The sequence below is a fragment of the Gordonia sesuvii genome (assembly GCF_036350415.1).
Classification (GTDB): Bacteria; Actinomycetota; Actinomycetes; order Mycobacteriales; family Mycobacteriaceae; genus Gordonia; species Gordonia sesuvii.
This window is the reverse complement of sequence record NZ_JAZDUF010000005.1, coordinates 266,361-286,434: the sequence shown is the minus strand read 5'-3', so window position 1 is coordinate 286,434 and position 20,074 is coordinate 266,361. Positions and strand designations below refer to the sequence as shown.

Sequence of the window (20,074 nt, the reverse complement as noted above, 5' to 3'; positions counted from 1 at the left end):
TGAACGAGGACCCGCACCCATGACATTCGCCGCCTGGACACTGGCCATCGATTTCGGTACGTCCAACTCTGCCGCAGCGCATTCCGGCGCCACCAGCGGCGGGATCGAGACCTTGTCGTTGTCGCACACCAGCAACCTCATGCCGTCGGCGGTGTACGTCGCCGGGCCCGGTGGGATCACCGTGGGTGACGCGGCCATCAATGCCGCACAACAGAATCCGGCGGGGTTCGTGGCATCCCCCAAACGGCTGATCGGGGCCGACCCGACCAGCACCGTCAACGGGCAGACGATGCCGACCTATGCGTTGGTGTCGGCCGTGATCGGGGCGATCCTGGCCCGCGGCAAGGCAGCCCACGCGGGTGCGCCCCCGGCCCAGGTGGTGCTCACCCATCCGGAAGCGTGGGCCCATCAGCAGATCCGCGTACTCATCGACGCCGCGGCCGCAGCCGGAATCCACCCGTCGCGGATCACCACCATCTCCGAACCGCGCGCCGCGGCCGCCCACTACTCGCGGTCACACGCGATGCAGCCGGGCGCGCGGATCGCCGTGTTCGACTTCGGCGGCGGCACACTGGACATCGCGGTGCTCACGGTGACGGCCCACAACTCGTTCGAGGTGATCGCGGCCCGCGGCGACAACGGCCTCGGCGGCAAGAATCTGGACGCGGTGATCGGCCGTTGGGTGTCCGACCGGGTCGCCGACCGCGACCCGGATCTCGCGAACTGGCTGAACCGCGAGGCTCCCGTCGACGTCGTCCAGAGTCTGCAGGATTCGATCCGGCACGCGAAAGAACTGCTGTCGGAGGCGCCGTCGGCCACCATCACGGTGCCCACCCCGACCGGCCGGACCACCCTGCAGATCACCCGCGACGAGTTCGACGAACTCATCGGCCCCGCGGTCGGACAGGCCATCCAACTGACCCGCGCCGCCCTGTACGACGCGGGCATCACCCACCCCACGCAACTGACCGCGCTGTACCTCACGGGTGGCTCCTCACGTATCCCGCTGATCCAGCAACGCCTCAACGAACTCGGCCCGGTGGCCACTCTCGACGACCCGAAGACCGTTGTCGCACAAGGCGCTCTGGTCACCGCGATCGCCGAGGCGACGCCACGGACGAATGAGCGGCCGACCCCGGTTCCCGGAGCCGCCGACCTCATGCCGCCCCCGGCATCGAGCCCACCCCCCTCGGGCCCCCGCCCGCCGGGGCCCCAACCACCTCGCCCGCAGCAGACCGGCCCCTCGTCCGGGCCGAAGAAGAGCGGACGACGGTGGGGACGGGTCGCCGCAGTCGCCGTCGGTGTGGTCGCGGTGGTCGGCATCGGTGCCGGGGCCGTCGCGCTGATGACGTCCGGCGACGAGGACCCGAATCCCGACATCGCCGCGGAGTCGAGCCCCGCGGGCGGGACGGGTGCCGAGGGGACCGGGGCAGGGGAGACCGCGGCAGGGGAGACCGGCAAGGACGGAGGCCGCATCCTCACCGACGACGCCGATCTGATGGCGGCCCTGCCGGGCCCGCTGCAGGCATCCGTCGACAACTGCCGCAAGACGGGGTTCAACCAGAACGACGCGGTCGAGATGATGTGCGACATCGCCGACGACGGTTCGCTGGCCGAACTCGGGAGTCCCGATGCGCTCAGCTACTTCATCATGTTCCACGTCGACGACAACGAGGCAGACAGCATGATCGTCGACATCCGCAACGGCATCTTCTCGAACGGCGACGGCGAGCTGGTGGAGGATGCCAACCGGGTGTCGGCAGCCGACATCGCGCCCCGACCGGCCACCTCGGACTACAAGATCGACTACGCCAACACGTCGTCCGGCCTGAACCTCAAGGTATTCGGCGTCGCCTCGGTGGAAGACGGTCGGACCTTCCTGACCCGCTCGGGTCTCATGTCCTGACTGCCTCATGTCCTGACTGGGCGTTCCGTCCCGGCGGGAACATCTGCGGCTGCTGCCTGCGTCTGATCCCCGACAACAGCAGACGCCCTCGCCGAGCGGGGGACGACGAAAGGCAGCAGCGATGTCCGACAGCACCAGTACCCCCGGCACCAGCACCCCCACCACCGAGAGCACGGCACCCGACAACGCCGCACAGGGCACCACGCACAGCGCCGTCGACATCGACCGCGACGGTAACGCCGACGTGGTGCACGGCACCACCGCCGAGGGCACCCCGATCAACACCTACCTCGACGACAACGGCAACGTCGTGCTGGTCGAAGCCGACACCGACGACAACGGCACCTTCGACACCCTCGTCTACGGCGGCCCGGACGGCACCACCATCGTCGAATCCGACTCCGACGACGACGGTTCCGCCGACGTGGTGGCGCAGCTGTCGGAGACCGGCGACGTCATGCAGATCAATCACATCGAGGACGGACAGATCGTGTCGTCGGCGATCGACGTCGACGGCGACGGCAACCTCGACGTGCAGCTCGTCGACACCGACCGCGACGGCGGGTACGAGACCATCGTGATGGACGCCGACAACGACGGATCGCCGGACACCGTGGTGACCGACACCGACGGCGACGGACAGGCCGACAGCGTCAGCTACACCGGATCGGCCGGCGACACCGCGCCCGAGGACATGGACTCCGCCACCGCGGACGCAGACGCCACCGCGGACGCAGGCGCCGCCGCCGACGACGACAGCACTGCCTACGACGCCACCGCCTACGACACCGGGCGCGACGACGCCACGCTCGACGCCCCCGACGCATTCTGAACCGCCGCGGATCACCCACGTGATGACCACTATGATCCGCGGAACCGTCACCGTGGGGGACGCCGTCCACGGGCTGGGTGACGAACCTGCGCTGACGGTCGGGGCGGCACCGGACAACGATGTCGTCGTCGACCACCCGCTGGTCGCCGACCAACATCTGAGCATCGAATGGCGCACGAACAGTTGGTGGGTCACCGCCGACGATCCGGCGACGCCGGCCTTCGCGGCCGGCGTCGCGGTCACCGAGATCCTCGTGACCGCGTCCACGCAGATCCGGCTCGGCGACCCCGACGACGGGCCGACCCTGTGCATCACCCTCACCGATGACGATCCGGAGCCGCGGCGGCTGCACGGCGCCCCGCATCTGATGCCGATGCGCCACGACGACCACGGCACCGCGATCACCCTGCACGGCATTCTCACGATCGGCCGCACCCCCGACAACGACGTCGTCGTCGACGACATGCTCGCCTCCCGACGGCACGCCCGGATCGTCGCGCAGCCCGACGGGCAACTGCTGATCGAAGACCTCGCGAGCAGCAACGGAACCTACGTCGACGGCCACCGCACCGCGCGGGCCTGGCTGGCCGACGATTCGGTGATCACCATCGGCAACAGCGATTTCGTGGTCCGCGGCGATGTCCTGGTGCGCGGGCAGATGCCGACCGCCGCCTCCGACGGACTGCACGTGCACGGCATCGGCCTGACCGTCGACGGCGGCACCACACTGCTACGCGACATCGAATTCACCGCGCGCCCAGGGACACTGACCGCGGTGATCGGTCCGTCCGGCGCCGGCAAGTCGACGGTGTCCCGGGTCGTCGCGGGCCTGTCCACCCCATCGGCGGGTCTCGTCACGTTCGAGGGCCGCGACGTGCACGGCGAGTACGACGCCCTGCACACCCGGATCGGGATGGTCCCCCAGAACGATGTCCTGCATCGCCGGCTGACCTTGCGGGAGGCGCTCGGGTACGCCGCCGAACTGCGGCTGCCGCCCGACCTGTCGGACGGCGACCGCGATCGGGTGATCGCCGGTGTCCTCGCCGAACTGCACCTCACCGAGCATCTCGACACCCGCGTCGACAACCTGTCCGGCGGTCAGCGTAAGCGTGCGTCGATGGCGATGGAACTGCTCACGGGGCCGTCGTTGCTCATCCTCGACGAACCGACCTCGGGCCTCGATCCGGCGCTGGACCGGCAGGTGATGGGTGCGCTGCGACGTCTCGCCGACGCCGGACGCGTGGTGCTGGTGGTGACGCACTCCCTGACCCATCTCGCGATGTGCGACCAGGTGCTGCTGCTGGCCCCCGGCGGCCGCACCGCGTTCGTCGGACGGCCCGACGAGGTGCCCGCCGCGATGGGCAGCGCGGACTGGGCGGAGATCTTCGCGTTCGTCGCCGCACATCCCGGCCTCGCTCACCAACAGCACCTCGATCGCACGCACCGCGCCCCGTCGGTCCCGGTCCGCCGGCGTACCGGGGCGGTGGTGTGCGCGCCGCAGGCAACCGCAATCGAGCAGTGCAGCACCGTGATCCGCCGTCAGCTACGACTTATCGTCGCCGATCCCGGGTACCTGGCGTTCCTCGGGCTGCTACCGGTGGTGCTGGGCCTGCTGACGCTGATCATCCCCGGCTCGAGTGGTTTCGGCGTCAACGAGACGACCGAGACCGCCGGCGAGGCGCTGCAGATCCTGGTGATCCTCGTGGTGGGAGCGACGTTCATGGGAACCGCGCTGACCATCCGGGACCTCGTCGGTGAGCGCGACATCTTCGAGCGGGAACGTGCGGTCGGTCTGCGGCCGGGTGCCTATCTGGCCGCGAAGATCACCGTCTTCTCCGGTGTCGCCGTCGCGCAGACCGCCGTCATGATGGCCATCACGTTCGCCGGCAAGGGAATTCCGTCCTCCGGGGTGCCGGGTGCGGCGCCGCTGGGGTTGTTCTGTGCGGTGGCCGCACTCGCCTGCGTGAGCGCCATTGTGGGGCTTGCCGTCTCGGCGACGGTCTCCTCGGTCGAACAGACGATGCCGCCGCTGGTGGTGTTGGTGCTCGCGCAACTGGTGTTCTGCGGCGGGCTGTTCCGGCTGTCCGCCCCGGTCCTCGCCCAGTTGTCGTGGCTGTTTCCGTCGTACTGGGGCTATGCGGGCGCGGCGAGTGCGGTCGACCTCAACAGGATTTCGCCGCTGGCACCACAGACCGACGGCGCCGCACTCTGGGAGCCCACCGGCTCCAACGTGGTGCTCGCCTACAGCGCACTGCTGCTGATCGCGACGATCCTCGTCGTCTATACCGCCTCACGCCTGCAGCTCGACCGCCGCCGCTGACGGATTTCCGCAGGCGCACAACAAAGTTCGTCCCCCGGGGAAGGTACCCGGGGGACGAGCGGGGTGTGGAAGGGGAGTGGGGCGTGTCAGAGGACGCTGTCGTCGGAGCCGTAGCCGCCCTGGTCGCCGCCGTAGGAACCGTCCGGGCCCGAGTAGGCGTCGGCCTGACCGTCGCCGTCGTTGTCGGCGGCGAAGGTGTCGAGCTCGCCGTCGCTGTCGGAGTCGACGGCGACGTAGTCGACGCGACCGTCCCCGTCCCGGTCGTAGGAGATCCGGTCGTAGACGCCGTCGCGGTCGGTGTCCTCGAGAACGGTGTCCGGCCGGCCGTCGCCACTCTGGTCGAGGGTGGTCGCCACGATCTGGCCGTCCTCGACGGTGTCGACGCGGGTCAGATCGCCGCTCTGGTCCACGTGGGCGATGGTGTCGGCGCGGCCGTCGCCGTCCTCGTCGTGGGCCACGATCGTGGTGCCGTCGGCGGCGGTCGCGGCCGCGGTGTCGTACCGGCCGTCGCCGTCGGTGTCGGCCTGGACCAGCGAGACGTTGCCGGCGGCGTCGTAGTGCACCGCGATGTCGTTGCCCTCGGCGTCGGTGGTGTAGCGGACGGAATCCTGCTGTGAGGTCGGGTCCTGCTGAGCGGTCGGGTTGGACGAGGTCGGGTCCTGCTGAGCGGTCGGGTTCTGGCCGGTGGGGTTCTGGTTCATGGAGCGCATCGGAATGGCCTTTCTGGTCGGTGTGGTCGAGCCTGTCGTTCGTCTGATGTACCCGGGTGGTGGAAATGTTCCCGGAGGTTCAGACCGCGGATCTCGGCGACGGCGAATCACGGAGATGACCGGCGGTTGTGCGGAGGAACAAACTGGTCGGGCCGTAGCATCACATAAGGGACCGGCCACCACGAGGTGGCGACACCGGATTCATCCGATCGGAGGGCAGCACATGCACGAGGAGGAGCCGTCCATCCTGGCTACGCTCGGCATCGACCCCGCCACCGCACCCCCGCCGCCCGACGACGTCTGGAACGGCGCGATGCAGGCCGCATTCGATCCGTCGGCGACCGCCGACCCCGACACCGTTCCCGACATGGACGACACGCCGCCGGCGGAAGGTGACGACGACGAGATCGTCGTCGAGCCCGCGGTGGACAACGAGCAGGGGGACACACACGCGTCACCCGCGCTCGACGACGACACTGGTGACACCGAGTACCGCGATGCCGACCTGGATATCGAAGGCAGTTCGGATGGCGCCGGTGAGCACATCCCCGATGCGGGCGACCAACCCGACGACGACCACTACGATCTCTGACGTGGGTTGGGGGATGTGATGGGCTGGTGGACGTGACCGACGAGGCGGCGCTGCTGATGCAGGCGCGCGAAGGCGATCAGCACGCCTTCGCCGAGATCGTCGGTGCGCACCGAAATCACGTGTGGGCCGTGTGCCTCAACATCTGCGGCAACCCGCACGACGCCGAGGACGCCCTGCAGAACACGCTCGTCGCGGCCTGGCAGAACCTGCACAAGTTCCGTGGCGAGGCCCGCTTCTCCACCTGGCTGCATCGCATCGCCGCCAACAACGCGCTGTCGGTGGTCCGGCGCCGCAAGACCAACACGCAGATCACCGATTTCACCGATCCCGAGCAGCCGATCCAGCTCTCCGACGACGACGAGGGCCCCCGGTTCGACGAACGCCTCGCCCTGCGAGATGCGTTGCGCGACGCGCTGTCCCAACTGCCCGAGGACTTCCGCGAGGCCATCGTGCTGCGCGAGTTCGGCGACATGACCTACGCCGACATCGCGGTGCACCAGGGTGTCGGCGTGCAGACCGTGAAGTCGCGGCTGAACCGGGCGCGCACCCAACTCGCCGAGATCATGCGCGATCGGATGCCGGCGTAGCGCTCCGTCCCCGCAGGTCGTCCGATCCGCTGCCGTCCCCCGAGAAACCCCATCGGTCGCCAAAGACCTTCCGCAGGCGAAAGGTCTTTGGCGACTGATGGGGTTTCTGTGATTACCCGCCGCCGCGAGCCGTCCCACAACTCGATGCGCGGTTGTTACCTCCCTGACTGGACGCCACGGACAATCGTTAACTACTGTCACAACAGTCACACGAGTAACACCTGCTGCGCCCACGGAAGGTACCGAGAACGTTGGTGAACGCACGCCCTCGGCACGCCAGGACCCGATCGCTGTCGCTCGCCGCGATCGGGCTGCTGCCTGCGCTGCTGGTCGGCGGTCTGCTGACGGCTCCGCGGGTGCTGCACGACGACGTGGTGTTGTCGGCGGGTTCCGAGGTCACGCTCATCGGGCACGGACACGGACACGGTCGTGGGATGGGGCAGTGGGGCGCGTACGGCTACGCCCAGAAGGGTTGGTCGGCGACACAGATTTTGCGCCACTATTACGGCGGCACCACCGCGGGGAAGGTGGACAGGCCCGAGATCTCGGTCATCCTGACCGGGAAGAACTCGGTGAATGTGCACGCGGACGCCGGGATGCGAGTCGGTGGCCAAATGGTGGCTCCCGGACAGGCGGTCAGCCTGTCCGGGGGTACCGCCACCATCCGCAACGGATGTGGCGGCGGTGTCGTGCGATCGGTCCCGGCCCAGTTCGTCGAACCGATCAACATGGGCCCGAGCCGGCCGCCCGCCGAGTTCCTGAAGTACTGCGGGTCGAACCAGGCCTACCGCGGCGCCCTCGGCTTCGACGGCGGACGCGCGGCCAACCGCATCCACATCGACGACTACGTCAAAGGCGTGATCCCGAAGGAAAGCGTTCCCGGGTGGGCCGATTCCGGTGGCCTCGAGGCCCTCAAGGCGCAGGCGGTGGCGGCCCGCACCTATGCGCTGGCGGCGATCGCGGGCGGCAAGCGGATCGACGACACCCAGAACTCCCAGGTCTACGGCGGAGTCGCCGGTGAGGACCCTCGGACCAACCGTGCCGCCGACGAGACGGCCGGCCAAATCCTGTTGCAGGGCGGCAAACCCGCGTTCACCGAGTTCTCCGCGTCCACCGGCGGCTACTCCGCGGGTGGACGCTTCCCGGCGGTGCGCGACGACGGCGACACCGTTTCGCCGAACCACAACTGGACCGCGACGATCAGCGCCGGCAGTGTCGGATCGGCCTTCGGCGTCGGAGCGCTGCGGGCCCTCGAGGTCGTCGAGGCGAACGGACTCGGCGCCGAGAACGGCCGCGCGATCAAGGTGCGTGCGGTCGGCTCCGGCGGGACCGTCGAGGTCAGCGGTGAGGAAGCGCGCACCCGGCTGCAACTGAAGTCGTCGTTCTTCTCGGTGCGGGGTCAGGCGTTCAAGCCGCGGATCGTCACACCGCCGACCGGACCGGACAGTCCCGGCGGCGCACTGGATCTCGGGAGCCTGATGGCGCTGCCCGAGCGGCTGCTGCCCGGGTCGTCACAGTTGTTGTCGATCGGCACCGACGCCATCAACGGCAGATTCGACGAACTCGGCGGCATCACCGGCCCGCTCGGTCAGGCGATCGGGGTGCCGAACCTGACCCCCGACGGCAACGGTGTCATCGCGCTCTTCCAGCGCGGCATGATGTTCTTCAGTCCGGCCACCGGGGCGCACGCGCTCGTCGGCGGAGGTCTCGCCGACTACTTGGCCGCCGGTGGTCAGCCGGTGAAGGGCTTCCCGGATCGGGACCGGTTGCGCTGAAAGAAGTTACGCCGGCCCCGCCTCGATGATCTGCCGCGCGACCGTCGCCAGCTTGGTGTTGCTCTCCTGGGACAGACGCGCCAACAGTCGGAACGCCTCGTCCGCGTCGACCCGATAGCGCTCCATGATCATGCCCTTGGCCTGCCCGATGATGTCGCGCGAACTCAACGCGGTGAGCAACTGGTCCTTCTCCCGGACGGCGGAGAACGCGCTCGCGCAGTGCGCGGCGAACAACTGCCCCACCGCCAGCGCATCCGGGTCGAACGCGTGAGTGGTGGTGCTCAGTAGGTTCAGTGCGCCGAAGTCGTGGCCGTCGATATAGAGGCAGAAACAGGCCATCGACGCGATGCCGAGTTCGGTCGCCGCCGCGGCGTACCGCGGCCAGCGGCTCTCGTGGCGCATGTCGTCGATGATGATCGTGGTGTCGTCGACGGCCGACCGTACGCACGGCCCCTCGCTGAACTCGCGCTGCAGGGCATCCGATTTGCCTGCCAGGTCGCCGACGACGACCGGGGTCTCGATCTGGCCGCCCGTCACCAGGGTGACGCTGGCGTACTCGCTGCCCGGTACGGACGCGACCGCGGCTTTGGAGATGCGGCGCAGGATGGCGTCGGAGTCGTCGCCCTCGATGCGGAGTTCGCGGACGATCTCCGCCATTCTCGTCGTCTGTTCCTGATTCATCTCTGCTCCTCCGCCCCGAACTCCGCCCACCGCCAACCTTGCGGCGGGTGCACCACTGACCAGATCAGCCTACGAGATTCTCACGCTGCGCGACCGACGGTCGGGGACCGACGGTGAAGACGTCGAGCCGCAGGTCGGCGTCGGAATAGCCGGCCACGTGATGCAGCGGCGACGCGATCAGCCGATCGTGGACGTCGTCGCCGGATTGGGGATAGTCGGGCACCTTGCGTCGCCAGTGCACGGCGATCACCTCGCCGTCGGGTGTCAGGGCATCGGACAGGCGCTCGACGACGCCGTCGACCTCGTGCGGGTCGAGGTAGTACAGCAGCTCACTGAGGACGATCAGGTCGAAGCGCCCGTCGGGCCAGTCGGCCACCAGATCGCCGGTCCGCACGCTGACCCGGTCGCCGTAGACCGCGAGACGGTCGGCGGCCAGCGCCGTCGCCCGCGGACTGAGGTCCAGGCACTCCAGCTGGTCGCTGCGCAGGGCGAGCTCGGCACTGAGCACCCCGATGGAACAGCCGGGTTCGAAGACGCGGTGATATCGCTCGGCAGACAGGGCCGCGAGGGTCAGCGCGTACTTCCGCCGTTCGTAGAACCGCTGCGTGAAGCCCCATGGATCGTCGCTGTGGGCGTACATGGTGTGGAAGTAGCCGTCGGGCATGGAGCGCGACGGGGTCGGGGCCGGCTGTGGGGTCGGGGTACCGGACGGCTGGGTCATGCGAAGACGAACTCCCTGGTGCGGGTGAGGTGGGCGAGGACATGCGGCGGGAGGATCGCCGCGTCGGCGGGGTCGTCGGACAGGGGCCGGACCTGCGTGTCGAAGGCGCCGATCGCGGCGTGCTTGATCGCCAGGATCGTCGGGTCGATCATGTGGGCGCGCAAGCGATCCCACGGGATGGTCGAGTCGCCGGGAACCGCCCAGTGCCACATCCAGATGGGGTACATCCACAGCGGCAGCCCGCGCCGCCGGGCGACCTCCTCGACGCTACGGCCGACCGCGTCGTGGTCGGGGTGACCGTCGTGTGACCACACCGACAGCAGGCCGGTGCGCGCATCGGGTTCCTCATCGATCACGGCATCGACGAGCCCGGCCATCGTGTGGTGCTGCTCGGCGAGTGCGCCGTCGGTCAGGCCACACCACCGCGGTCGCGCCACACCGAGCAGGTCGGTGGCGGTGTCGAGTTCGACGTGCCGGCGCTCCGCGAGCTGCTCGGGCGTCATCGTGGGAGAGCCGGGATGCGACGCCCGGCCATCCGACATGCACACGATGACCACCTCGACGCCGGCCTGCGCGGCGGCGGCCATGATTCCGCCGGCGCCGAGGACCTCGTCGTCGGGGTGGGCGCCCAACACGATCAGCCGCTCGACGTCGAGGGTCAGCTCCGGCCACGGGCTCGACACGTTGAGCCAGGCCTGCCAGGCGTCCTCGCCGGTGCCTGTCGCCGACACCGGTGTGCCGAGCAGCCCCCTCGTCGGCTCCCCAGCGGTCGGTTGCTCAGCGGGATCGATCACCGACATGATTGCTCTCCCGCCCCGTCGGACCCGTCTCGTCGGGCGGCGCATTCCTGTGCGGCGAGCCGCCCGAGCGTCACGAGATCCCGGTCGGCATGTGACTGCCGGATGTAGATGCCGAGATCGGCAACCGCCTGCGCGTGCTCGCGGTCGTGCACCAGCGGTGACGGACCGAGGGCACGGTTCACCCGGTCGATGACGCCGGTGGCGACCTGCTCGATCGACCACCGCACCTGATGGGCGAGACGCCGCGCCATCACCTCGTCTTTCGGGGCGGCGTCGATCTCGGCGGCGGCGTGGTCGAGCAGCGCCTGCCCCTGGGCCAGCAGGGCGTCGACGGCGCCGACGTGCATGAGCGTGATGTCGTCGGACCGGTCCGCGGCAGCCGCGTACAAGGTGTCCGCCACCTTCTGGGCCCCGCCGAACCAGCAGGCGGCCACCCCGACCCCGCCGTGCCAGAAGCCGGGACGGTTCAGATAGTCGCCGGGAGCACCGACCGGGCGGGCCGGGGCGTGGTCGAAACGTGCCGTCCCGGTCTCGGTCGACCGCATCCCGGTGGCGGCCCAGCCGCCCCTCTCCGGCCACACGCCCGGCTGGGTCAGGTCCACGGCGAACAGCCGACGAAGCTCTCCATCGCGGGCGGTAACCAGTGCATGCGTGCAGGCCGCGACGCCGGAACACCACGGTTTGGCCCCGGTGAGCTCCCACCGGCCGCCCTGACGCTCCGCAGTCACCGTCGGCTCGGGTGGCTCGGCGGCCCACACTCCCCAGAAGTCCCCGGGGGCCACGCGCTCGCCGAGGATCTCGGCGAGGATGGCGTCGGCGTCGAGGTGGGCCTCGACGAGTCGGCCGACCGCGATGCCGTCGCGGCACTGCTCGGCGAGGGTGTGCAGCCGGCGTGACGTCTCTCCGCGGCCCGGCAGGGGCGTGTCGAGGGCCTTCTCGGCCACGATGCGCTGTGCCAGCGCGGGAGCGTTGCACATCATCGGGACACCTCCGAGTTCTCCGGGATGGCCCGCGGGTCCGCGGGCGTGCGGGCCAGGATCTCCAGCCGCCGCAGGTAGTGCGCGAATCCGGCGTCGGTGCGGCCGTCGCGGCGGGTCGAGGTCGCCACGGGGGAGCGCGGGCTGCGGCACACGCGCGCACCGGACGACAGCAGGCGACGGACGATGTCGACGTCCTCGTCGCCGGTACGTGCGGAGAAGCCACCCACCCGCCGGTAGACGTCGGCACGCATGCCCAGGTTGGCGCCGTGGACGTGATGGTGGCCCTCGTCGGCGACATACCGGTCGGCGAACATGTCGGCGACGGTCGTCGGCCAGCTGTCCCAGCCGTTCGGGACGACGGTTCCCACGAACGCGTCCGCGCCGTCCGCGGCGGCCGCGAGATGGGTCACCAACCAGTCCGCAGGCACCTCGGAGTCGGCGTCGGTGGTCGCGAACCAGGTCGCTTCCTCCCAGCCGGCGTCCCGCTCTCGCCGTGCCGCATGGGCGAACCCTTCCCGACGCGCAACACCGACCGACCGTGCGCTGCAGGTCAGGGTGGTGACGTGCGGTGACACGACCCGCCAGGACGCGTCGGTGCAGGCGTCGAGCACCACGATCGTCTCGACGTCGACGGCCGGGGTGCTGTCCGCGACGACCCGGGACGCGACATCGAGGGCGGCCAGGCAGGACGGAAGGAGGCGTTCCTCGTTGTGGACGGGGACGACCACCACAGCACGGGTGATCGGTGAGCGGTCGCGACGAACGCGCGAATCGGACAGAGAATTGGACACCGGGCGGCCCCTGACGACGGTCGATGGAGGGTGCGCCCGGGTGTCTGCAGGCCGATAGGTGAGAAGGTTACCCAGCCGACGGCCTTCCCACACGGGCGGGCGGGAGACCACAGTCCTGCGGTCAGGGCCCCGCGAGGCCGTGTGCACGGCGATTCCTCAGGTTCGGTCCGTTACCCTGAACTCCCGTGGCAGGAAATGGTCAGGACCCGAGCAACCGGGCGGACGGCGCCGCCGTCGACCTCATCGTCGTCGGCTCCGGCTTCTACGGATTGACGATCGCCGAGCGAGCCGCGACCCAGCTCGACAAGAAGGTGTTGGTCCTCGACCGGCGCCCACACATCGGCGGCAACGCGTACTCCGAACCCGAACCCACCACGGGTATCGAGATCCACAAGTACGGTGCTCACCTGTTCCACACCTCCAACAAACGGGTGTGGGACTACGTGAACCAGTTCACCGACTTCACCGGCTACCAGCATCGTGTCTTCGCGATGTACCAGGGCCAGGCCTACCAGTTCCCGATGGGCCTCGGCCTCGTGTCGCAGTTCTTCGGCCGTTACTTCAGCCCCGACGAGGCGCGCGCGCTGATCGCCGAGCAGGCCGCCGAGATCGACACCGCCGACGCCAAGAACCTCGAGGAGAAGGCGATCAGCCTGATCGGCCGTCCGCTCTACGAGGCCTTCGTCAAGCACTACACCGCCAAGCAGTGGCAGACCGATCCGAAGGAACTGCCCGCAGGCAACATCGCCCGGTTGCCCGTGCGCTACACGTTCGACAACCGCTACTTCAACGACACCTACGAGGGTCTGCCGGTCGACGGGTACACGGCGTGGCTGGAGAAGATGGCCGACGACGATCGCATCGAGGTGCGGCTCGACACCGACTGGTTCACGGTCCGCGACGAGTTGCGGGCGCAGTCCCCGGACGCACCGGTCGTCTACACCGGACCGCTGGACCGCTACTTCGACTACTCCGCCGGCCGACTCGGCTGGCGCACACTCGATTTCGAGACCGAGGTGCTCGACACCGGCGACTTCCAGGGCACCCCGGTGATGAACTACAACGACGCCGACGTGCCCTACACGCGCATCCACGAGTTCCGGCATTTCCACCCGGAGCGCAACTCCTACCCGACGGACCGGACCGTCATCATGCGCGAGTACAGCCGGTTCGCCGAGGCCGACGACGAGCCGTACTACCCGATCAACACGCCGGAGGACCGCGAGATGGTGTCGGCCTACCGCGAACTCGCCAAAGCCGAGACCGCGCAACAGAAGGTGTTGTTCGGCGGCCGGCTCGGCACCTATCAGTACCTCGACATGCACATGGCGATCGCGAGTGCGCTCACCATGTTCGACAACACCCTGGCACCGCATCTCGCCGACGGCGCGCCGCTCGACGCGGCGTCGGGGGACCGATGACCGAACTCATGAGGCGGAACAGATGACCGTGACACCCGTGAACCAGTCCGACATCCCCGCCGCGGGGTCCGGCCCGTCGAAGGCCGCCGCGTTGCTGCAGCGGGTCATCTTCCCCCGAGCGGGCGAGCCGATCGACGTCCGGTCCCTCTATGTGGTGGAGTCGCAGAACAATCCGCGCCGGGCGCACGCGCCGAGTCGGACATCGGTGCTGCTCGGTGCCGAGTCCGAGGTGAGCTTCGAGACCTACTTCAACGCGTTCGCCGCCGCCTACTGGCGTCGCTGGAGCGTTCTGGAGTCGGTGGTGCTGCGCGTGGAGGTCCTCGGCACGTGCCGGGTCGACCTCTACCGCTCGAAGATCGACGGGTCGCGCATCGCGATCGGCGGCGACCTCATCGACACCGACGAGAACGGTCGCGGCGTCGCGGAATTCGAACTGGACCTCGGACCGTTCGAAGACGGCGGCTGGATCTGGTTCGACATCACCACCGACACCGACACCGAGATCGTCGCGGCCGGTTGGTATTCACCGATCGAGGCCGCTTCCGGCGACGACACCAAACGCGTCACGGTCGGCATCCCCACGTTCAATCGACCGACCGATGCGGTCAACGCACTCGCGGCCCTCACGTCGGATCCGTTGGTGGACGAGGTGATCGACGCGGTCATGATGCCCGACCAGGGCACCCGCAAGGTGGTCGACGAGCCCGGTTACGACGAGGCCGCCGCCGCACTGGGCGACCGGCTGAACATCTTCGACCAGCCGAACCTCGGCGGCTCCGGCGGTTACGCGCGCATCATGTACGAAGCGTTGCGGCGCACCGACTCTCCGTACATCCTGTACATGGACGACGACATCATGATCGAGCCCGACTCGATCCTGCGGGCCCTGGCCATGTCGCGATTCGCCAAGTCCCCCATGCTCGTCGGCGGTCAGATGCTCAACCTGCAGGATCGCAGCCACCTGCACTGCATGGGTGAGGTCATCAACCGCGAGAAGTTCATGTGGACCGCGGCGCCGTTCGTCTCCTACGACCACAACTTCGCGAAATACCCACTGCGCGACCGGGAGAACTCCAAGAACCTGCATCGGCGCATCGACGTCGAGGGCAACGGCTGGTGGATGTGCATGATCCCGCGGCAGTGCGCCGAGGAAATCGGCCTGCCGATGCCGCTGTTCATCAAGTGGGACGACTGGGAGTTCGCGTTGCGCGCGGCCAAGGCCGGCTACCCGACCGCCACCGTCCCGGGTATCGCCATCTGGCACATGGCCTGGAGCGACAAGGACGACGCCATCGACTGGCAGGCGTACTTCCACCTGCGCAACCGGCTCGTCGTGGCGTCGATCACCAAGGACGGCCCCATCGACGGCATCCTGAAGTCGATGGTCAAGGCGACCGCGAAACACCTGCTGTGCCTGGAGTATTCGACGGTGGCGATCCAGAACGAGGCGATCCGCGACTTCCTCGCCGGACCCGACCACATCCGGAGCCTGCTGCCGACCGCGTTGCCGAAGGTCGCCGCGATGCGCAAGCAGTATCCGGACGCGGTGGTGTTGCCGTCCGCGACCGAACTGCCCCGCACCAGCGGTCAGGCCACCCACCTGGGCACCAACATCCCCGAGGGCAGGGTCGCCAAGCTCAAGTCGCTGACCGCGGCGCTGGTCCGCAACGCCAAGCCCGCCGACCCACGCCACCACGAGGTGCCGCAGGCGAACTTCCCGCCGATCGAGGCGCGCTGGTTCAGCCTGGGCCGGGTCGACGGGGTCACGGTGACCACCGCGGACGGCCGCGGCGTGGTGTACCGCAAGCGTGACCGCGACAAGATGATCGCCCTCGCCAAGGAGTCGGCGGGTCTGGTCCGGGAGCTGAAGGACCGTTTCCCGGACATGCGCGACACCTATCGGGCCGCACATCAGGATCTGACGAGTCAGGAGAGTTGGGCGCGTGTCTTCGGAATCGACTGAGTCGGTGCAGACGCCGGTCGTCATACCACCGGCCACCGGCGAGGTCGCGGCGTTGCTCGCGGTGCAACGGGTCGTCGCGGACCGACCGGGTGTCGTGTCTGCCGCCCGCGGTATGTCGCACTTCGGTGAACACTCCCTCGGCTGGCTGGCCGTCGCTGGCGCGGGTGCGCTCGTGGCGCGTCGTCGTGGGGACAGCACCGCGGTGCGTCACTGGGCGGAGGCGGGGGTCGGGGCATTCGGCGCGCACGCCGCCTCGGTGATCATCAAGCGGGTCGTGCGACGCAAGCGACCCCACGACGAACGCATCGCGGTCGGGGTGTCGACGCCCAGCAAACTGAGCTTCCCGTCGTCGCACGCCACGTCGACGACGGCTGCGGCCATTCTCATCGGGCGCGCTGCCGGACTGCCGCCCGCGGCGCTGCCCGCTGTCCTGGTACCGCCGATGCTGCTGTCCCGGCTGGTCCTCGGCGTGCACTACCCGACCGATGTCCTCGCCGGGGCGGCCATCGGTGCCGCGAGCGCGGCGGCCGTGGTGGCGGGTGACAGACTGTTCGCGACGAACGTCGCTACGAGATGAGCCCGAGGACATGAGCGAAGAGCCGATCGAGCACGACACGGTGTTGGCACCGCCGAAGAATCTGGCGACCGGACTGATCAAGGCGGTGCGCCCGCGGCAGTGGGTGAAGAACGTACTCGTTCTGGCCGCGCCGCTGGCCGCAGGCAGCGTCGGCGACGGGGACGTGCTGGGCCCGGTCGCGATCGCATTTGTCGCGTTCTGTCTGGTGGCGTCGAGCATCTACCTGATCAACGATGCCCGCGACGTCGAGTCCGACCGCAACCATCCGACCAAGCGATTCCGTCCGATCGCCGCCGGTGTGGTGCCCGTGCCGCTCGCCTACGGCCTCGCGGCCGCACTGGCCATCGCGTCGCTCGGGATCTCGCTGATCGCCAACTGGGAGACCGCGGTCGTCATCGCGATCTACCTCGGCATCCAGCTCGGCTACTGCTTCGGCTGGAAGAACCAGCCCGTCATCGACATCTGCATCGTCTCCTCGGGCTTCCTGCTGCGCGCCATCGCCGGCGGTGTCGCCGCCGACATCGAACTGTCGCAGTGGTTCCTGTTGGTGATGGCGTTCGGCTCGCTGTTCATGGCCGCCGGCAAGCGCTACGCCGAGCTGCAGCTCGCCGAGCGGACCGGCGCCAAGATCCGCAAGGCGCTGCAGTACTACACCACGACCTACCTGCGATTCGTGTGGACGCTGTCGGCGACCGCGGTCGTCGTCTTCTACGGCCTCTGGGCGTTCGACAACGCCGACACGAATGTCGCCTACTCCGTGTCGATGGTCCCGTTCACCATCGCGATCCTGCGCTACGCCGTCGACATCGACGGCGGTCAGGCCGGGGAACCGGAGGAGATCGCGCTCGGCGACCGCGTCCTGCAGTTGCTGGCGGTCGCCTGGCTGGTGTGCGTGGGTGTCGCGGTCTATGCAGTCTCCTGAGGTGCGAACCCCCGAGCCCCACAGAACTGAACGGGCCGACAACGTCGAACCGGACGACACCACCGCGGAGCCGGCCGACAGCATCGCGGAGCCCGACGACACCGAGCGGCGTGGCGTGCGTGCCTGGGGACCCCGCCAGTGGGTGCCCGTCATCAGTTTTCTCGTCGGGACAATCACCGTCACCACGTTCTTCACGATCGGTGTCTGGCAGCGCCGCTGGATCGCCGACGACGGGCTGATCGTCCTGCGCACACTGCGCAACCTCTTCGCCGGCAACGGCCCGGTGTTCAACATCGGCGAACGCGTGGAGGCCAACACCTCGACGGCGTGGACGTATCTGCTCTGGTTCTGGGCCGAGGTCACCGACGGGCAGCTCGAATACGTAGCGCTGTGGGTCGCGCTGGTGCTGTCGGTCTCGGCGATCCCGATCGCCATGTACGGCAGCGCCCGCCTCCACCGCACGCGCCTCGGCGGGCTCACCGGCGACGGCTGGACCCTGTTGCTGCCGTTCGGTGTCATCCTCTACATCGCCCTGCCGCCGGCGCGCGACTTCGCCACGAGTGGCCTGGAGAACGGACTCTGCATCTTCTGGATCGCCGTCCTGTGGTGTCAGCTGGTGGCGTGGAGCCGACGGCCCGGCCGCGCCGCCTCGCGGGGCCAGCAGGCCGCCACCCTGGCGCTGGCGTTCACCGCCGGCCTGGCGCCGCTGATCCGTCCCGAACTGACGGTCCTCGGCGGGCTCGTGCTGATGCTGCTCGTGCTCGCCCCCAACTCGTGGTGGATGCGGATCGGGATGGTCGTGGTCGCCGCGGTCCTGCCCGTCGGGTATCAGATCTTCCGGATGGGCTACTACGCCCTGCTGGTGCCGAACCCGGCCGTCGCGAAGGACGCCAGCGGCGCCAAGTGGCACCAGGGTCTGCTCTACGTGGCCAATCTGTTCGGGCCGTATGTGCTGGTCCTGCCCGCCGTGCTGGTGATCCTCGCCGGGGTCATGCTGGTCGTCGGACGACGGGTCGCCGAGCGCGGGGACCCCACATCTGACACCGCTGCAGCCGACACTTCCGCAGCCGACACCCCCGAGCCTGAGCAGATCTCGTGGCGCAGCCGTCTGGGCCGATGGTCGACGGCGTTGCAGACCCCCACCGCGGTGGTCGTGACGATCCTGGTGGCCGGGCTGATCGGCGGTGTCTACTGGATTCGCCAGGGCGGCGACTTCATGCACGGCCGGGTCCTGCTCGCGTCGCTGTTCACCCTGCTGCTGCCGCTGATGGTCCTGCCGGTGACCATCCCGGCCCATGTCGGCCAGGCGTTCCGGCGAAGCCCCGCGACCGCGGCGGACGGTGACGGTGACGGCGGGCCCCGTCGTCGGGTCCGGCTGCAGCTGGCCGGCTCTGCCGTCATGGGCGCGTTCTGGGTGGTCACGGTGGCGTGGGCCGCGGTGTGCAGTCAGAACGTGCTGCCCAACGCCGGCATCGACATCGGCCGCAGCGGCATCGTCGACGAACGACGCTTCTACGTCACCAACATGGGCAACACCAACCCGGTGACCGCCGAGGACTATCTCGACTATCCGCGGATGGGCGCGATGGCGGAGTGGATCGAGCGCTACCACGAGGAAGGCGGCGTCGTCCTGCCATCGTTCAACTACGACGAGTGGTACATCGCGAAGCTGCCCGGCGACATCGCGCCCGAGGACCGCATTCTGACGGTCTACTTCCTCAATCTGGGGATGACCAGCATGAACGCCCCGCTCGACGTGCGGGTCATCGACCAGATGGGCCTGGCGTACCCGCTGGCGGCGCACACCGAACGGCTCGAGGACGGTCGCATCGGCCACGACAAGGTGCTGCCGTCGGAGTGGGTGGTCGCCGAGGCCGGCGCCTATCCGCGCAAGCCGGTCCTGCCGGGCTACCTCGACGAGGACCTGGTGCGTCAGGCGGAGGTCGCTCTGCGGTGCCCGGAGACCCGGGACCGGTTCGATTCGTACGAGGCGACGTGGACGTGGGAGCGGTTCAAGCGCAACCTCAAGGAGTCCTTCGTCTGGACCGACTACCGGATCGAGCGGGAGCCCGAGTACGAGATCCTGCGGTGCGGTCTGCAGATGCCGCCGCGGATTCACCCGAAATGATGTTCCGGTTCCTGAGGAGCGAGCTTGCGAGCGTCTCGAAGGGCTCGGTTTGCCCGGACACATCTCGAATCGGTAACGTTCGCGCGGACTTGGTCGATAGATCAACGTGACCAGGACACCCACGCCGCTTGTCGTATAACGGCTCGCCGACGGACCGATGTGAGAGCAGTCACAGCGTTTGTCAGCGAATTGGCTATGCAATAGGCTCCCGAAACGGTGCCAACGGCCGAATTTCGGCTGATCGGCGAGTGATTCGCAGAGAATCACCCACTGCGCCGAGGTGCTTCGGGGGAGGACCAGCGGCCGGGTGTCGTAGCAGGATTCGGCGATGGGGGAAGACGTCCCCGGTCGTCGGATGACAGAGGGAG

General features: G+C 68.8%; 17 protein-coding genes. 11 read left to right on the top strand and 6 right to left on the bottom strand.

Features of this window, described 5'->3' with window-relative positions; genetic code table 11:
- Window positions 1–19 precede the first annotated feature (19 nt).
- From VZC37_RS18075 to VZC37_RS18065, 3 genes are all read left to right on the top strand, one after another.
- Complete coding sequence (locus tag VZC37_RS18075; RefSeq protein ID WP_330434255.1) at window positions 20–1,906, top strand: Hsp70 family protein; 1,887 nt, start codon at window positions 20–22, stop codon at window positions 1,904–1,906.
- 121 nt (window positions 1,907–2,027) lie between these two features.
- Window positions 2,028–2,738: a hypothetical protein gene (locus VZC37_RS18070; RefSeq protein ID WP_330434252.1), complete on the top strand. Its 711-nt coding sequence runs from the start codon at window positions 2,028–2,030 to the stop codon at window positions 2,736–2,738.
- Between the two features lie 31 nt (window positions 2,739–2,769).
- Window positions 2,770–5,058 (top strand): ATP-binding cassette domain-containing protein, encoded by a 2,289-nt coding sequence (locus tag VZC37_RS18065; protein WP_330434459.1) that lies wholly within the window; start codon window positions 2,770–2,772, stop codon window positions 5,056–5,058.
- 86 nt (window positions 5,059–5,144) lie between these two features.
- On the opposite strand, the gene VZC37_RS18060 is transcribed toward VZC37_RS18065, so the two are convergent.
- The gene (locus tag VZC37_RS18060) at window positions 5,145–5,759 is read right to left on the bottom strand and encodes a hypothetical protein (RefSeq protein ID WP_330434250.1); all 615 of its coding nucleotides are present in this window, start codon (window positions 5,757–5,759) and stop codon (window positions 5,145–5,147) included.
- Between the two features lie 232 nt (window positions 5,760–5,991).
- On the opposite strand from VZC37_RS18060, the gene VZC37_RS18055 reads away from it, so the two are divergent.
- The 3 genes from VZC37_RS18055 to VZC37_RS18045 all read left to right on the top strand — a co-directional run bounded on the left by VZC37_RS18055 (window position 5,992) and on the right by VZC37_RS18045 (window position 8,722).
- Window positions 5,992–6,360, top strand: a complete 369-nt coding sequence (locus tag VZC37_RS18055; RefSeq protein WP_330434249.1) for a hypothetical protein — start codon at window positions 5,992–5,994, stop codon at window positions 6,358–6,360.
- A 56-nt stretch (window positions 6,361–6,416) separates the two neighbouring features.
- Window positions 6,417–6,947 (top strand): RNA polymerase sigma factor, encoded by a 531-nt coding sequence (locus VZC37_RS18050; protein WP_330434456.1) that lies wholly within the window; start codon window positions 6,417–6,419, stop codon window positions 6,945–6,947.
- A gap of 254 nt (window positions 6,948–7,201) precedes the next feature.
- Complete coding sequence (locus VZC37_RS18045) at window positions 7,202–8,722, top strand: SpoIID/LytB domain-containing protein (protein ID WP_431309438.1); 1,521 nt, start codon at window positions 7,202–7,204, stop codon at window positions 8,720–8,722.
- 6 nt (window positions 8,723–8,728) lie between these two features.
- Here the strand turns inward: VZC37_RS18045 and VZC37_RS18040 are convergent, their stop codons facing one another.
- From VZC37_RS18040 to VZC37_RS18020, 5 genes are all read right to left on the bottom strand, one after another.
- A complete protein-coding gene (locus VZC37_RS18040; RefSeq protein ID WP_330434245.1) occupies window positions 8,729–9,403 on the bottom strand; it encodes a GAF and ANTAR domain-containing protein in 675 nt (224 codons plus the stop codon).
- Between the two features lie 64 nt (window positions 9,404–9,467).
- Window positions 9,468–10,124 (bottom strand): class I SAM-dependent DNA methyltransferase, encoded by a 657-nt coding sequence (locus tag VZC37_RS18035; RefSeq protein ID WP_330434243.1) that lies wholly within the window; start codon window positions 10,122–10,124, stop codon window positions 9,468–9,470.
- The gene (locus VZC37_RS18030) at window positions 10,121–10,924 is read right to left on the bottom strand and encodes a PIG-L deacetylase family protein (protein ID WP_330434241.1); all 804 of its coding nucleotides are present in this window, start codon (window positions 10,922–10,924) and stop codon (window positions 10,121–10,123) included. Before VZC37_RS18030 ends, VZC37_RS18035 begins: the two co-directional genes overlap by 4 nt.
- Window positions 10,915–11,904 (bottom strand): acyl-CoA dehydrogenase family protein, encoded by a 990-nt coding sequence (locus tag VZC37_RS18025; RefSeq protein ID WP_330434239.1) that lies wholly within the window; start codon window positions 11,902–11,904, stop codon window positions 10,915–10,917. The genes VZC37_RS18030 and VZC37_RS18025 overlap by 10 nt, the downstream gene beginning before the upstream one ends.
- Entirely contained in the window at window positions 11,901–12,695 is a 795-nt protein-coding gene (locus tag VZC37_RS18020) for a glycosyltransferase family 2 protein (RefSeq protein WP_330434236.1), read from the bottom strand. Before VZC37_RS18020 ends, VZC37_RS18025 begins: the two co-directional genes overlap by 4 nt.
- Before the next feature lie 185 nt (window positions 12,696–12,880).
- Between VZC37_RS18020 and glf the strand changes: the two genes are divergently transcribed.
- Genes glf through VZC37_RS17995 form a run of 5 tightly spaced genes read left to right on the top strand, consistent with a single transcriptional unit; the run spans window position 12,881 to window position 19,706 of the window.
- On the top strand, window positions 12,881–14,116 hold the full coding sequence (glf, locus tag VZC37_RS18015) for a UDP-galactopyranose mutase (protein WP_330434234.1): 1,236 nt from the start codon (window positions 12,881–12,883) through the stop codon (window positions 14,114–14,116).
- Window positions 14,117–14,138: 22 nt separating this feature from the next.
- On the top strand, window positions 14,139–16,079 hold the full coding sequence (locus tag VZC37_RS18010) for a glycosyltransferase (protein WP_330434232.1): 1,941 nt from the start codon (window positions 14,139–14,141) through the stop codon (window positions 16,077–16,079).
- Window positions 16,060–16,656: a phosphatase PAP2 family protein gene (locus tag VZC37_RS18005; RefSeq protein WP_330434230.1), complete on the top strand. Its 597-nt coding sequence runs from the start codon at window positions 16,060–16,062 to the stop codon at window positions 16,654–16,656. The genes VZC37_RS18010 and VZC37_RS18005 overlap by 20 nt, the downstream gene beginning before the upstream one ends.
- A 10-nt stretch (window positions 16,657–16,666) precedes the next feature.
- Complete coding sequence (locus tag VZC37_RS18000; RefSeq protein ID WP_330434228.1) at window positions 16,667–17,578, top strand: decaprenyl-phosphate phosphoribosyltransferase; 912 nt, start codon at window positions 16,667–16,669, stop codon at window positions 17,576–17,578.
- Window positions 17,565–19,706: an arabinofuranosyltransferase AftB family protein gene (locus VZC37_RS17995; RefSeq protein ID WP_431309437.1), complete on the top strand. Its 2,142-nt coding sequence runs from the start codon at window positions 17,565–17,567 to the stop codon at window positions 19,704–19,706. The genes VZC37_RS18000 and VZC37_RS17995 overlap by 14 nt, the downstream gene beginning before the upstream one ends.
- The last annotated feature ends 368 nt before the right edge of the window (window positions 19,707–20,074 follow it).

Coding starts and splice junctions, on each gene's coding strand:
- VZC37_RS18075 (WP_330434255.1), top strand. CDS start 20: ATGACATTCGCCGCCTGGACACTGGCCATCGATTTCGGTACGTCCAAC.
- VZC37_RS18070 (WP_330434252.1), top strand. CDS start 2,028: ATGTCCGACAGCACCAGTACCCCCGGCACCAGCACCCCCACCACCGAG.
- VZC37_RS18065 (WP_330434459.1), top strand. CDS start 2,770: ATGATCCGCGGAACCGTCACCGTGGGGGACGCCGTCCACGGGCTGGGT.
- VZC37_RS18060 (WP_330434250.1), bottom strand. CDS start 5,759: ATGAACCAGAACCCCACCGGCCAGAACCCGACCGCTCAGCAGGACCCG.
- VZC37_RS18055 (WP_330434249.1), top strand. CDS start 5,992: ATGCACGAGGAGGAGCCGTCCATCCTGGCTACGCTCGGCATCGACCCC.
- VZC37_RS18050 (WP_330434456.1), top strand. CDS start 6,417: ATGCAGGCGCGCGAAGGCGATCAGCACGCCTTCGCCGAGATCGTCGGT.
- VZC37_RS18040 (WP_330434245.1), bottom strand. CDS start 9,403: ATGAATCAGGAACAGACGACGAGAATGGCGGAGATCGTCCGCGAACTC.
- VZC37_RS18035 (WP_330434243.1), bottom strand. CDS start 10,124: ATGACCCAGCCGTCCGGTACCCCGACCCCACAGCCGGCCCCGACCCCG.
- VZC37_RS18030 (WP_330434241.1), bottom strand. CDS start 10,924: ATGTCGGTGATCGATCCCGCTGAGCAACCGACCGCTGGGGAGCCGACG.
- VZC37_RS18025 (WP_330434239.1), bottom strand. CDS start 11,904: ATGATGTGCAACGCTCCCGCGCTGGCACAGCGCATCGTGGCCGAGAAG.
- VZC37_RS18010 (WP_330434232.1), top strand. CDS start 14,139: ATGACCGTGACACCCGTGAACCAGTCCGACATCCCCGCCGCGGGGTCC.
- VZC37_RS18000 (WP_330434228.1), top strand. CDS start 16,667: ATGAGCGAAGAGCCGATCGAGCACGACACGGTGTTGGCACCGCCGAAG.
- VZC37_RS17995 (WP_431309437.1), top strand. CDS start 17,565: ATGCAGTCTCCTGAGGTGCGAACCCCCGAGCCCCACAGAACTGAACGG.